This is a genomic window from Occultella kanbiaonis, assembly GCF_009708215.1.
GTDB lineage: Bacteria > Actinomycetota > Actinomycetes > Actinomycetales > Beutenbergiaceae > Occultella > Occultella kanbiaonis.
Map to the genome: position 1 here is coordinate 1,571,026 of NZ_CP046175.1, position 13,313 is coordinate 1,584,338.

12 protein-coding genes and 1 other RNA gene are annotated in these 13,313 nt (G+C 65.7%); 9 read left to right on the forward strand and 4 right to left on the reverse strand.

The features are described from left to right. Window positions 1–64 precede the first annotated feature (64 nt). The 5 genes from GKS42_RS07020 (at window position 65) to GKS42_RS07040 (ending at window position 5,374) form a co-directional block, all read left to right on the forward strand. Entirely contained in the window at window positions 65–1,963 is a 1,899-nt protein-coding gene (locus GKS42_RS07020; RefSeq protein WP_154793186.1) for a DUF2207 domain-containing protein, read from the forward strand. A gap of 77 nt (window positions 1,964–2,040) precedes the next feature. Continuing rightward, window positions 2,041–2,460, forward strand: a complete 420-nt coding sequence (locus GKS42_RS07025) for a DoxX family membrane protein (RefSeq protein WP_154793187.1) — start codon at window positions 2,041–2,043, stop codon at window positions 2,458–2,460. Then, window positions 2,457–3,566 (forward strand): LLM class flavin-dependent oxidoreductase, encoded by a 1,110-nt coding sequence (locus GKS42_RS07030; RefSeq protein WP_232847968.1) that lies wholly within the window; start codon window positions 2,457–2,459, stop codon window positions 3,564–3,566. Before GKS42_RS07025 ends, GKS42_RS07030 begins: the two co-directional genes overlap by 4 nt. 80 nt (window positions 3,567–3,646) lie before the next feature. Then, window positions 3,647–4,016, forward strand: a transfer-messenger RNA (tmRNA) gene (ssrA, locus tag GKS42_RS07035). Window positions 4,017–4,258: 242 nt separating this feature from the next. Continuing rightward, window positions 4,259–5,374 (forward strand): tyrosine-type recombinase/integrase, encoded by a 1,116-nt coding sequence (locus tag GKS42_RS07040; RefSeq protein ID WP_154793188.1) that lies wholly within the window; start codon window positions 4,259–4,261, stop codon window positions 5,372–5,374. A gap of 456 nt (window positions 5,375–5,830) precedes the next feature. Here GKS42_RS07040 and GKS42_RS07045 read toward each other — a convergent pair whose 3' ends face one another. Both GKS42_RS07045 and GKS42_RS07050 read right to left on the reverse strand, forming a co-directional pair. Then, window positions 5,831–8,296: a DEAD/DEAH box helicase gene (locus GKS42_RS07045; protein ID WP_168217775.1), complete on the reverse strand. Its 2,466-nt coding sequence runs from the start codon at window positions 8,294–8,296 to the stop codon at window positions 5,831–5,833. Between the two features lie 89 nt (window positions 8,297–8,385). After that, window positions 8,386–9,486 (reverse strand): HamA C-terminal domain-containing protein, encoded by a 1,101-nt coding sequence (locus tag GKS42_RS07050; RefSeq protein WP_168217776.1) that lies wholly within the window; start codon window positions 9,484–9,486, stop codon window positions 8,386–8,388. A 484-nt stretch (window positions 9,487–9,970) separates the two neighbouring features. Between GKS42_RS07050 and GKS42_RS07055 the strand changes: the two genes are divergently transcribed. After that, window positions 9,971–10,330: a hypothetical protein gene (locus GKS42_RS07055; protein ID WP_154793191.1), complete on the forward strand. Its 360-nt coding sequence runs from the start codon at window positions 9,971–9,973 to the stop codon at window positions 10,328–10,330. Between the two features lie 706 nt (window positions 10,331–11,036). Here GKS42_RS07055 and GKS42_RS07060 read toward each other — a convergent pair. Both GKS42_RS07060 and GKS42_RS07065 read right to left on the reverse strand, forming a co-directional pair. Then, window positions 11,037–11,378, reverse strand: a complete 342-nt coding sequence (locus GKS42_RS07060; RefSeq protein WP_154793192.1) for a histone-like nucleoid-structuring protein Lsr2 — start codon at window positions 11,376–11,378, stop codon at window positions 11,037–11,039. Window positions 11,379–11,607: 229 nt separating this feature from the next. Next, window positions 11,608–11,799 (reverse strand): helix-turn-helix domain-containing protein, encoded by a 192-nt coding sequence (locus GKS42_RS07065; protein WP_154793193.1) that lies wholly within the window; start codon window positions 11,797–11,799, stop codon window positions 11,608–11,610. 267 nt (window positions 11,800–12,066) lie between these two features. Here GKS42_RS07065 and GKS42_RS07070 point away from each other — a divergent pair, with 267 nt between their 5' ends. The 3 genes from GKS42_RS07070 (at window position 12,067) to GKS42_RS07080 (ending at window position 13,311) form a co-directional block, all read left to right on the forward strand. Then, window positions 12,067–12,495: a hypothetical protein gene (locus GKS42_RS07070; protein ID WP_154793194.1), complete on the forward strand. Its 429-nt coding sequence runs from the start codon at window positions 12,067–12,069 to the stop codon at window positions 12,493–12,495. Continuing rightward, window positions 12,492–12,770, forward strand: coding sequence for a hypothetical protein (locus GKS42_RS07075; RefSeq protein WP_154793195.1), 279 nt, complete (start codon window positions 12,492–12,494; stop codon window positions 12,768–12,770). The genes GKS42_RS07070 and GKS42_RS07075 overlap by 4 nt, the downstream gene beginning before the upstream one ends. Before the next feature lie 196 nt (window positions 12,771–12,966). Next, window positions 12,967–13,311, forward strand: coding sequence for a DUF6112 family protein (locus tag GKS42_RS07080; protein ID WP_154793196.1), 345 nt, complete (start codon window positions 12,967–12,969; stop codon window positions 13,309–13,311). Window positions 13,312–13,313: the final 2 nt, after the last annotated feature.

Here is a 13,313-nt window from a genome sequence, read left to right on the forward strand (position 1 = left end):
GCCGGGCAGTCCTGCCCGTCGTGAGCCGCCTCGACGCCGCAGGCGCCTCGTTACGATGGCGAGCATGCAGGCCAACTCCATGATCGCTCGCCACGTCCGGTCCGCCGTCGGCCTCCTGTTCGGCCTCATGCTCACCCTCGTGCTCGCGGTCGCCGCCCTGGCCGCGGGAGCGGGGCCGACCCGAGCCGACGATGATCAGGGCGACCGGGCCATCACCCGCTACGACGTCACCGCCACGGCGAACCCGGACGGGACCGTCGATGTGCTGCTCGACTTCTCGTTCGACTTCGCCGACAGCCCTGGGCACGGCCCCTACCTGACGCTCGTCACCCGGCAGGAGATCGCCGACGACCCGGACCACTACCGGGTCCTGGCGATCACCGACGTGCAGGCGATGAGCCCGTCAGGAGCACCGGCCGACGTGCAGACCGACGAGGAGGACAACGGCCTGGCCATCCGGATCGGCGACGAGCGGATCGACGACGTCTCCGGCGTCCAGGACTATGTGGTCTCGTACACGGTCGCGGGCATCCCGAACTCCGGCGTCGGTGCGGCCGGCGAGGACGAGATCTACTGGAACGTGATCGGCTCCGCCTGGGAGATCCCGCTCGAGGACATCTCGGTGGCCGTCATGGCCGTGGCGCCGGTCGTGGAGGCCGACTGCCGGGTCGGCGACGTCGGCTCGCGGACACGCTGCGACTCGTTCGACGTCGACGGCGGATCCGCCACCTTCTCGCAGGGCCGGCTCGAGCCCGGGGAGGGGATGAGCGTCATCCTGGCCTACCCGGAGGGCTCGTTCGGGGGAGTGGAGCCGATCCTCGCGCCGCGGCGCACGTTCTCGAACTCCCTCGGCGTGGACGGCCCGGCCGGGATCATCGCAGTGGTGGCGACGGTCGGCGGCCTGGGGCTGATCGGAGTGCGGGCGCGCCGGCGCGGGCGCGACCGCGAGTACCTCGGGCTCACGCCCGGCCTGGCCCCGACGTCCATCGACGCCGGCGACACCGGGCCGCGCCGTAAGCGCCCGATCGCGGTCCAGTTCACGCCACCGGCGGGCGTGCGGCCGGGTGAGATCGGTACGCTGACCGACGAGATCGCCGATCCACATGACGTGACGGCCACGATCATCGACCTCGCCGTGCGCGGCTATCTCACCATCGAGGAGCTCCCGGCCGAGGGCAAGGAGAAGCGGGACTGGCGCCTGATCCGCACCATGGACCGGGACTGGTCCGACCTGGCCGACTTCGAGGTGACGCTGCTGCGCGGCTTCTTCCCGCACAGCTCCGCTCAGGAGACGACTCTGACCGCGCTCAGCACCACCTTCCACGAGGTGATGTCGAGCGCCCAGCAGGCGCTGTACGCCGAGGTCGTGGCCCGCGGCTGGTTCGCCGAGTCCCCGCAGGGGGTCCGGCTGCGGTGGGTGGGCCTGGGGATCGTCGCCCTGGTGGTCGGGGTGATCGCCACGGTCGGGCTCGGCCTGCTCGCCGGGTTGGCGGTGCTCGGGGTGCCGCTGATCCTGATCGGCATCCTGACGATGGCACTCAGTGGTGCCGCACCCGCCAGGACCGCCGCCGGGACCGCCGTGCTGGCACAGGCGCTCGGGTTCAAGCAGTACCTGGAGAAGGCGGAGGCCGACCAGATCCGGTTCGAGGAGGGCGAGGACCTCTTCTCCCGGTACCTGCCGTACGCGATCGCGTTCGGGGTCGCCGAGCGGTGGGCGGACCTGTTCAACCAGCTCGCCGCGCAGGGCGCCCCGGTGCCCGAGCCGACCTGGTACATCAGCCCGTACCACGGCGTCGGGACCGCGATCTGGGCGTCCGGGTTCGCGAGCAGCATCAACTCGTTCAGTGACATCGCGACCACCGCGATCGCGGCCACGCCCGCCTCGAGCGGCGGCTCCGGGTTCTCCGCCGGCGGCGGCTTCTCCGGTGGCGGGATCGGTGGCGGTGGCGGTGGCGGCTGGTGAGCCACGGCGTCTAACCTGGAAGCGGCCGACGGCGGACCTCGCCTCGGTCTCGGTCGATCACCTTCAGGAGTCCTCCCGTGGCATTCGCCCTCCGTCGTCTTCCCCTTCGCCTCGCCTCCGGCGCGTTCTTGCTCAACTCGGGCGTCGGCAAACTCGACCTGGACGCCGAGTCGGCGAAGGGGCTTCAGTCCATGGCGACCAACGCCATCCCGCAGCTGGGTGAGCTCGATGCGGTGCAGTTCGGCAAGTACCTCGCGGCGGGGGAGATCGCCCTCGGGACCGCTCTGCTCGTACCGTTCCTGCCGAGCCGGCTCGTCGGCCTCGGCCTGACCGCGTTCGCGACCGGCCTCGTCACGATGTACCTGAAGACGCCCGGCATGACCGAGGCCGACGGGGTCCGCCCGACCCCGCAGGGCGTCGCGCTCGCCAAGGATGTGTTCCTCCTCGCGATCGGCCTCGCCCTGCTGCTCGACGGCGGCCCCAAGCGGAAGCCGTGACGACGCGCCCGGCGGCACCACCGCCGTCGGGCATCGGTGGCCTGGAACTGGGCTTCTACAGCTTCGGTGACACCATGCCGGACCCGCACACCGGCGAACGCACGGCGCCAGGGCAACGCATCCGGGACCTGCTCGAGCGGGTCCGCCTCGCCGAGCAGGCGGGTCTGGCCTACGCCGGCATCGGCGAGCATCACCGGCCCGAGTACGCGGTGTCCGCGCCGGGCACCGTGATCGCCGCCGCGCTCGCACAGACGTCGACGATCCGGGTCGGCAGTGCCGTCACGGTACTCAGCACCGAGGACCCCGTGCGGGTCTTCCAGCAGTTCACGACGATGGACCAGTTCTCCGGCGGGAGGGTCGAGCTGCTCGCCGGCCGAGGCTCCTACGTCGAGTCCTACCCGCTCTACGGGGCCGCTCTGGAGGACTACGACGACCTGTTCGAGGAGAAGGTCCGGCTCCTGCTCGAGCTCGACTCCCAGCACCCGATCACCTGGTCGGGGAGGTTCCGCCCGCCGCTGACCGACGCGGTGGTGCTGCCCCGGCCGGTCGACAAACCCGGCCTGGGGGAGCACCTGCGGATCGGCATCGCCACCGGGGGCAACCCGGAGTCCTCGGCGCGGGCAGGGGAGCTGGGGCTGCCGGTCACCTACGCGATCATCGGCGGTCGTCCGGCGGACTTCGCGCCGCTCGCGGACCTGTACCGCGACACGTTCACCGACACCGGGCATGGCGCCGCGCCACGCGTGGAGGTGGCGGTGATGGGATTCGTCGGCGAGACCGATGCGGGTGCCCGCGACTTCTTCTACCCGTACTACCTGCAGACCATGCGGATGATCGCCGCCGAGCGGGGCTTCCCGATCCCCAACCGGATCACGTACGAAGCCACGGCGAGCCACGGCGGGGCGTACTTCGTCGGAGCGCCGGAGTCGGTCGCGGAGCGGATCGTCGCGCTGCACGAGGTGCTCGGGCACGACCGCCAGGTGTTCCAGATGGACCTCACCGGCGTGCCGCAGCGGGAGGCCATGCGGGCCATCGAACTGCTAGGTACCGAGGTCAAGCCGCTGGTGGACGCCGCGCTCGCCGATGCGGGCCACGGAAATAGATGAGGGCCCGACGGCGTTGGGCCGGGTAGACTGGTCCGGTCGGGTTCACGCTTCATCGGGTCCGGTGCTTGATAACTCAACATGGGGGTGATCGGTTTCGACGATGGTTGTCGTACCAGGAGAAGCGAGTCGAGGATGCAGGGTTATCTCGTAAACGCTCCTTGCAAACCAATAGGTGCCGATTCCAAGCGCACCGACTTCGCACTCGCCGCCTGAGCGAGCTGTAGAGGTCCGTCAGCCCAGGGTTGCTCTCGACCTGGTTCCTGGCGTCATCTAGAGAGCCACTGCTCGTAGCCTTGGTCACTGGGGCTACGGGGACATCTAAGTGACTGGGCCCGTCAGCGACTTGTCTGCGTGATCGCTGGGGCCGAGAAAATCTACTAGCAGACTGCACTCGGAGAAGTCCTGGTTCCGCACTGTCGGACGCGGGTTCGATTCCCGCCACCTCCACCTACGATGCGCCGGATCCCTTGTGGATCCGGCGTTTTCGTTGCAATGGTGCAACTCTCGGCGCATCCACTCCTGTTGCAGGAGTGGGCACGAGTAGGCTTGTTGTGGCAGGAAAATTTCCACACTGCTTCCACGCCCGCAAGGGGAGAGGCAGTCACAACGAACCGGGAAGGTCTGTGGCTCTGGGCAAGCTCCCTCGAGGAATCTACGCCCACCGTGGTGGGCGGTACCGGGTGCGCGCCAGCGTGGACGGCACACTGACCTCTCTCGGGGTGTACGACACCCTAGGCGACGCGAAGGCCGCGCTTGCGATCGCACGTGGCGAGGAGGTACGCGGCATTTTCACGCCGCCATCGGTCCGCAAGGCCGAGCGCAGGGCCGAGGCAGAGCAGATCGAGCGGGAGTCCCTCACGTTCGCGGCGTGGTCGGAGCAGTGGCTCACCGAGCTCGAAGCGAATCCGAAGCGCTCGGGTGCGACCGTTGTCTCCTACCGGTCCGTGCTCGCGAACCACGTGCTCCCAGTGCTCGGCGACACCCGGCTCGTGGACCTCACCGCCGAGAACGTCAGCGAACTGCTGGTGGAGTTGCGGTCGCAGCCGTCGAAGCGACACCCGGGCGCCACGGTGAACGGCATCGCTCCGAACGTCGCGATCGTGCTTCGGTCGTGCCTGAACGCCGCCGTAAAGCGCAAGGCTGGTGGGCTGAGCACGTTCACCTTCCCCGAGGCACCCAAGCATTTGCGCGTGCGTCCCGAGGATCCAACAGGCGAGGAGGTCGCGACCCCCGCCGAGGTCGAGAGGATCGCGGTCGCGATGCCCGAGCGGCTGCGCATCGCCGTGCCGTTGGCCGCATGGTGCGCACTGCGGATCGGGGAAGTCCTCGGGTTACAGCGCCGCGACCTCGAGCACCTCGACGACCCCGCACGCGCCACGCTACACGTCCGCCGCCAGTTCAACGTCAAGGCCGGGCGTCTGACCCCGCCGAAGGCCGATTCGGCGCGGAGCATCGCGATCCCGGCGTTTCTGCTCGCCGACTTGCGCGAGCACCTGGACACCTACGCCGGCACCGGCCCTGAGAGTTCGGTGCTCGCGAACACTCGGCAGCAGCGAGTGTCACAGACAGCGCTCGACAACGCGTGGCGTGCCGCACGGGACAAGGTGCGTCCAGGCTTTCGCTTCCACAACCTGCGGCACACCGGACTGACGATCTACGCGCAGCAGGGCGCCACCTTGGCCGAGCTGCTGCACCGGGGTGGGCACACGGACGTATCGACGGCGCTGCGCTACCAGCACGCGACAGCCGAACGTGACCGAGCGCTGACAGCGAGGCTTGCCGATGTACTCGGGCGGATGAGTTCGTGAGTTCGCCGGGCCGCCAGATCAAAGCCTCGCAGCACGATCGTCGGCGCGACGGACGCCTGAGCTGCCTCGGCGGACAGCTCCCCTTCACTCGCGCCAGGCGTGGGTCATGGCTCAGCCAGCGAGTCGCGGGTCCCTGCCCCTCCGAGGTCCCAGGCGCGCTCTATTCGACCGACGGGTCCGACGGGACCTCTAGCGCTTGGCAGTTCACTTCTCACGGGAAATCTCGCGTCACAGGCGGCGTCTGCCCGAAGACCGTTCGTCTTTGCGAGCCTGGCTGGCTCGGAACGCGCGCGTCCGATCTGGAGGCCAGCGACACGTCGCCAGGATGCGTCACTTCCGCTCCCTTAGTGACGCGGACGTCCACCGCGGCTCCGGCAATACTGGGGATCGGGCGCCAATTCGGCTCCTGCTAGGACATCTCGCGCTCGCGCTGTGAGCAGCCGACGCCGCGAGGCGCTAGACCTCCCCGATGATCGGGCGCTCCGACTCAAGGAGCTCCATGATCTCGCGCACAGCGAATGCCGGGATTCCCAGCGTCTCGACTTCGCGTTCGCGGAGCCATGCCAAGCAATCGGAACTGCTGAGATCAGGGTTGGAGATGTAGGGCGAGACAGCCATTGCCGATGCCCGCGAGAGGCCCGCGTTGATGAGTCCCATATCGGTCAGCCGAGGCACGCCGAGTTCCAGCATCATCGTGATGTCCGGCTGCTCGTCGGTGCTGAGACCCATCTCTCGAAGGTGTACCGAGACCAGGTCGTTAAAACACGCGAGGAACTTAGGTGCATGGAAGCGAGCGATCTTCTCCACGTCGGACATGACTTCGCGGATCGTCGCGGCCGTGTCGACCTGCTGCCCCTGGTTCCGCTTCCATCGCAAACGATAGTCGATCAGTCGCGAGAGCGGCAGCCCGTTCATCCAGTTGACAATTGTTCGCGACAAGGCGAACCGCCGTTTGTCGTTTTCGAAGGGGCCGCCGAGGTAGGCGGCAACCCAGTCGAGCGCCTCTTTGTAGACAGCAGGAGCTTCGTCGTCTTCTGGTGGTACTAACGCGAGACCTTGAGTGTTCTCACGCTGCCGGAGCGCATCCAAGAGACGCTGCATTGAGATAGGACTGATTCCCTGATGGCGGCGAATCGCATCGGTAGGAACTTGAACCTCCGTCATCACCCGGTCGACCAGTTCCTCGACGGGTCGGGTCTGCGCCACGTCAAGAGCCAAGCCATGGATCGACGCCAGACTACGCTCCTCTGAGCGGCGACCCGCGACGAAGCTGAACGCTGCCTCGAGATCTTCTGGTACTTCCTTACTAGCCGGCGGTGCGCCGGACTCGATGTACCGGAGGAGGTTCACCGGCTGGTCGAGTGCGAGTTCAGCTGACTTTCGGATTGCTCCCCGCGCACGCGGTCCCGGAGGCGTCGGCCATTGAGTCTTGTCGTTCACGTCAATGCAGACGATGTTTCCCTGGAACTCCGTGCCCCACCGGCCAGCCCGGCCCCCAAGGTTCCAGAAGTCCGCTGCCGTCATGGGGTTGCCGCGCCCCTTTCGGGGTCCCCTCATGAAGATGTTCCTACAGGGCAGGTTGACACCCTCGAGGAGAGTGGAAGTGCAGACGAGGTACTTCAGATGCCCCTGACGGAATAGGTCCTCAACGAGCGTCTTCACTGGGAGAGGGATGTCGCCATAGTGATACCCGATACCACGCCCAATGACCTTCGCAAGGGCGTACCGGTCATGAACGCTCGCACGAATGAATTCAGCTGCGTTAGTGATCACTTCGTTCTCGACGTCTGCCGCTGGGCCGAGCATGTCCCAAAGCTGGTTTGCATGCTGTTCCGCAGTCGCCGGGCCATTGGCGTAGATGATGTTCCCGCTATCTCCGCCCAGCGCAGAGGCAATGAAAGCGAGCCGCTGTCCAGGCGCAGCCCGACGCGCCCCGATGCTGAACTCACCGACCTTTGCGATGGTTCCAGCAATATTAAGGTCGATCGTGAATCGCGAGGGTTTATACTTCACCTGTTCGACAAAGAGGAGATTCTGGTTGACAGTCACGGTCTCGGACAGTAGGGAGGTCGCCGCAGAGTCCAACGGAGCGCCAGACAGCAGGACCTCTGGGTTTGACGTAAGTGGACTGGCAAAGACGACCTGTGCCTTGGGTGAGCGGTAGACGGCTTCATCGAGCACCGAACTCAACAGGATGCCCCGGCTTCGGTCACCCACGTTCTGTGCCTCGTCGATAAAGAGAAACGATGGCGCGAACGTGGTGCGCTGCTGCAGCAGGTGCATTCGCTCCTGAGTGACAACGTACATCTCCCTAGCCGATTGGCCAATATCAGCGTCCCAGGGCAACGTGTGGACCTTGACTGCTTGCCCAAGCTCAGCGGCCAGCTCGGTCGAGACTTCCTGTACCAGGGCTCGCGTCGGCGCGATATAGGCGGCTCTCAACTCAGTTTTCCGTGCGAACAATGTCTTGATCCACTCAGTGACGATTCGTGTCTTCCCGGCCGAGGTCGGTGCCGAGATACTCACCCACTGGTGCTCATTAACTAGGTCCCAGAACTCGCGCTGGAACGGGTTCGCATTGATTGACTTATCGCCGGGCAGTTCGATGACAAGTTCCTGTTGGCGGTGCCATGCATCGAGAGCGAGATCGAGAGGGACGGACCGCCACCGGTCATCGTGACTCAGCAACTCTCTTTGATTGGCAAGTCGGAGTGCCGGAAGATTCCCCAGGCGTTCGAGGAGCAGTCCAGCCGCCTCGCGCTGCGGGATCGTTGTGTTCGTCTCGCCAAGACAGGCCTGCGCGATTCGAAGCGCCGCGTCTTGAGCTGGCTCGGTCTGCACGCCGGTCAACGAACTTGCAGCCATTAGAAGGTAGTTCCAGGAAATCGCACTCGTGGGTTCGCGCGCTTCAATTCCAGGCATGTCACGTCGAACTGTGTGCGCAGCGAGCACTCGCATCTTGGCTCGGAATCCATCGCTTTGGAGCAATGATTGAGTGAGTGGCGTCTCGCTCATCGGATCGCCCCCATGATTGCCTTACGGAAGTCGTCAGCGGAGGGAACCGGCAGGAAGAATATCTCCAGCTCGTACGATTCGATCTTCGAGTTCAAAATTTTCCTCGAGACGCTCGATTGCCACTTGCAAATTGATGCATCAAGTTGTTCCTGCAGCTCGGTCGCGCTTTTAGGGAGAACAGGGTAGTCCGCCTGAGTGAATCCGATTAGACAAGCTCCCCGAACCTCAACATTCGCCGACTTGGGATTCGAGTTGTCGAAGTATTCCAACACTCGGGACTTTAGTTCGTCGTCGCCGAGGTCCGCGTAATGCTTGATAAGCCAAGTATCCTGCTCAACAGCCTCGCCCAAGAGGTAGGGCGTGATGCTGTCGAAGCAGTCCGCAATCGCGCTGCTCAGGCTGTCCCAAATCTTGGCCTCGCCCCAATACAAGGCGAGATTTCCCGAATCAAGTATCTTGGCGTGAACACCATCAGTGCCATGCACCTGCACCTCGGGATTTGTCTTCAGTGACATCTTGCTGAGAATTTGTGGCACGCCCAATCCCTGCTCCAATAGGGCGTACAGGAGAAGTTCGCCTCCTTCTCCGGATGAAGGCTGCTTCGTCGTGAACAACGCGGCGGCTTTCTTGGCCAAGCGCGTGGACTCCCGCAGTTGATCATTCCCGTCCGCAAGCGCTCGCATGTGCACCACGTCTGAGCGTGGGATGCAGTGGAACAGTACTTCGAGGGCCAACTGTTCAGCGAGAGCCTTAATCCGCGGAGCGTCGTTTGCGTCGGAGCGAATGAAGTGACACCGAAAGTTGGCTCTTGTTCCGTTAATCACAGACTTCGGTCCATGCATGACGAGGCAACTGTCTAGCTGGCTCAAATCGCCTCGAACTAAAGCGGCGAGTGCATCTTGGAGACTCTGCCAATCGGCCGCAGACTCGTCCATTGACCCTGCAGACTCTGCACCCACCGAGACCTCCACCATCGCGCCGGCGGGGTTGTCGCTGCAGTGACGCCGTCCCGCCACCGTACCTCGTCGAGCAGTTGCCCTGTACTCAAGCACGTTCGTGGCGAGATTTGCGGGATTTGGGAGGTTCGGTCTGCGCACGGGCGGACTGTCATAAGGTCGCCGTCGCTCGAGGCTGACCTCCCGCTCAACGCGACGATGAAGGGCGAGTGCAACGTCGTGCACATGTTGGGCCACCGCTTCCACCGACCCCGACACGGGAACACCTCTCATGCAGTCAGTCTGCGATCCGGCACTGACATTCGGTCCGGGCGTGGCCAGCGATGCGCGTCATGCCGCGACTGACCTGAGTTGGGGCCGCCCGTGATGCAGTGGCCCGAGGCGTGCCACGTGGTGCGTTCACTACCACGACTCCGTCGGCGTCGAGCTCCGTTGGCCGCATTGTGGCGAGAGGGCTGCAGTCGGTCCATGCGGGGCTCTCGACGGCGATGAGGGAATCTCCACGAGTTCTCTCTTGATCCGGGGCTATGCGTCGAGGCCATCGCGGCGTCCTACTTCAGTCCTACCGATCTGCCTCGTCACGGGGCTGGCTCGCGTGTACTACCGACTCCGGGAGGCTCCCGGGGTGTTCACCTGGGAGACCTCTGCCATGGACAGCGCTACTACCCGTGCGCCCGGTACCACCGTCTACAGCACCAGCGGCACCGCGCCGTTGCGGATCGTGCCTCTGAAGCGAAACGACTACGCCGTGTGGCTCGAATTGGAGGACGGGTCGGGCCAGATCTACAACCGTGCCGGGCTGGCATCGGTGATGGGCGGCGGCGGGTTCGCGCTGTCGACGTCGGGCACCGCGCCGGTCCGGGTCGACGTCCACGATGCTCGGACCGTGCATGTCTCGTTTGAGGATGGCCGTGGGCAGGCTTATGATCGCGGACGGCTTCTCGGGGCGCTGGCAGAGCCCCCCGGTCAGGAGCTTGACCTCTGACGCCGGGAAATGTGCGCGCCCAATGGGGATCGCTAACCAGTAGCCCAAACGGACCACGATTGCTTGCTGCGACTGTGGCCCTTCGTCATGTACGGGTTTTGCGTCGACGGCGGACTCCTGCCCGGAGCGCGATCTGACGAATGCGTGGCTCACTCAGCCCGTAGTGCTCGGCGATGGCCCGGTACGGTAGGCCCGCTCGCGCCCAGGCGACCACTTCGGCATCGCGAGCCGAGAGGTGCGGATCGGTATGGTGACGTCGCAGAAGATCGCGCTGACATTTGCCGCTGCAGGTCTTGCGTGTGGTCGTCTCTCCGGGCAGGTCGCACCACTGGGCCCCGCATGCCTGGCAGGTCCGCACCACGACGTGATGGCCTCGGGGAGCGAGGAGCGGTTGGCCCCGGGTGATCCGCTGCCAGTGCATCTGGCATACGCCGCGGGAGAACTCGGCGGAGTCACACTCGACCACGGCGCAGGTCTTGGGCATGGCATCGATCATGGCCCGTTCTGTTTCGCTGTGCACCGCTCATCCACAACCACCTACAAGAGGACCTGCCCGCCGTGCAGGTGGTGAGGCCCGTGATGTTCAACCCAGAACGTGTCGGTCGCTCGTTCGAAGCTGCTGTGGATCACTGCGGGAATCGACACTGTCGAACGGCGCGACCCGATGGCTCCAACTGTCGTTGGCCCCGCCCACCAATAGGCGGGGTCAGTTTCCTGCGGCGAGGTATTGATCGAGGACGGCCTTCGGGATCCGGCCCTTGGCCGGGACCTCGATGGAGGCGGATCTCGCCCAGACGCGAACCGCCTTGGGGTCGTATCCGCTGTCGGTGCTGCGTGCCTGGCGCCCTGTGCTCACGCGTCCACCGGTGCGACGTGCACGCTCAACCCAGGGGGCCAGCTCGTCGCGGAGCTTCGCGGCATTGTGCAGGGTGAGGTCGATCTCGAAGACCACGCCGTCGAGGCCGAAGGTGAGGGTCTCGCCCTTCCCGTCGGCGATCGCGTCGCCGGTGATGTCGTCGACAAGCTCATACACGGTCCTCGTTGCCATGCCGGCCACCTTATGCAGTTCAGCCGATTAGTGCCTCTCCGACACGGGCAATTTACGGAGCCGCAGTTGGTTCACAAGTGGTTCTGGGAAACTCTTCGCTGCACACCGTCGCTTTACGGCGCTTCGCTGCCTGGGAGCCGGGCGCCGGTTGATCGCCCGGGGACTTAGCGAGCCGACGCCCAATTCTGGTCGAGCGGCCCGCGATTGCCCGGCCGTTTGATCACCGCGGTTATGCCCGTGCGGTGTCCCGACTGAGTGGACTGACCGGCTTACCAGCGCGGGCGAGGTCGCTGGCGTCGATCCGGATGAGCCGCCCGAACCGTCTCCCCTTCAACTCGCCCCTGGCGATCATGCGCCGGATGGTGTCGGTCGAGCAGCTCAACGCCTCAGCGGTCTGACGGATGGTCAGGTAGGTGCTCATCTGTACGCCCATGCCTGATCCACGCGGTTTGGTGATGCATGAGCGCGCAGGCGGTAGCCCCATGCAGCCTCAACACGGTTTCGCTATCGGGCCAATCGCGTCGAAGCCAAGCACGCGAGTGATGCCCAGTGAGGGGCCGGGCGCCCAGCGACATCGCGCTTCAAGCGCACTGACCGGTTTGACAGCGAGGCGGACGTGAGAAGTGATCGAAACGCGACAACTGGTGACGTAGCTATTGCGGCAGTGATGGTGCTTGCCCTACTGGCGGTGACTACCGTCCTGCTTCGCGGTGACGACGGCATTCTGCGGTGGTTCGCCGTTCCGACCGGCTTGGGAGCAGCCGGCCTGCTGGTCTGGGCGGTGGGCACAGCCAGATCTATTGCTCGCGCGCGGTGGTCGGTTCGCGTGGATGGGATGGCCGAGCAGATGGCGAAGGTCGCGACGTGGTGCGGTCGCCTCGGCGGGCATCTCGAGCAGCCAAGGTCGGCCGAGATCAGCAGGGCAACGAAGGTCCGGTTGGCGCAGGCCATCACGCAGGGCGAGGCGGCATTGGTGGCGTGGAGCGCGGCGCCGGTGCGGCGCCGGACGGTGGGCCGACTGGAGCGCGTGGCCACGCGACTGTTGCCTGAGATGGGAGCTGCGGACCTGCGGGCCAGCCATGAGTGCACGATCGCCAGGCACGGGAGGATCGCGTGACACCGCTGGGACCGGATGACACGTGGTTGGACATGCCGGAGGCGGCCGTGCTCCGCGAGATCGCCGGGGGAGTGTTGGGCCTCGCGCTGCTGGTCTCGGTGGCGGTCCTGGCCGTGGGCAGCGTGCTGTGGGCGCTGGAGCGCGCCGGCGTCGTGGCGATGACGCAGCAGGGCATTGCCAGGATGGGCCGGGCGATGGTCGGGGCGGTCGTCCTAGGTGCACTGTCGGGCCTCGTGGCCTTCGGAGCCAGAGCGTCCATCCTCGCGATGGGCTGACCAGAACCACAACCCGCTGGCCGGACGGAATGTGACGGCCCGCCTATCAGGTGCGGCAAACGCCGCACCTGATAGGCGGCACGGTCCCGGTCGTCCTGGCGTGACGTAGCGTGCCGGGCCTATCGGGCGCCCTGGCCTGGGCCCGGTGGTGGACGTGTGGTGGGGAACGGCTCGTCGTCGACCAGGAATGGGCTCAATGATGCTGAACAGCAGGCTGTATGGGGGGTCCGGGTTCGCCGGTCGTGCCGGTGGCGTGGTCGGAGCCGCCGCCGATCCCGACGTGAGTTTCGACTGGGACTTCTTCCCGTTCATGGACACGTTGCGCGAGGCGGTCGGCGGCGTCCTGGCCGTTGTGCTGGTGATCGACGTGGCGGTGCTGGTGCTGTGCGCTATCGCGTGGGCAGCGGGACGGATCGCCGGCTCCAGGGGCATCCAGCAGGCGAGTGCCATCGGGATGCTCATCGCCGTGGGGGTTGCGGCGATCATCGGTGGCGCCAACGCCCTGGTCCGGTGGGGCGCCAACGTCGATCTCGGGTTCTGAGC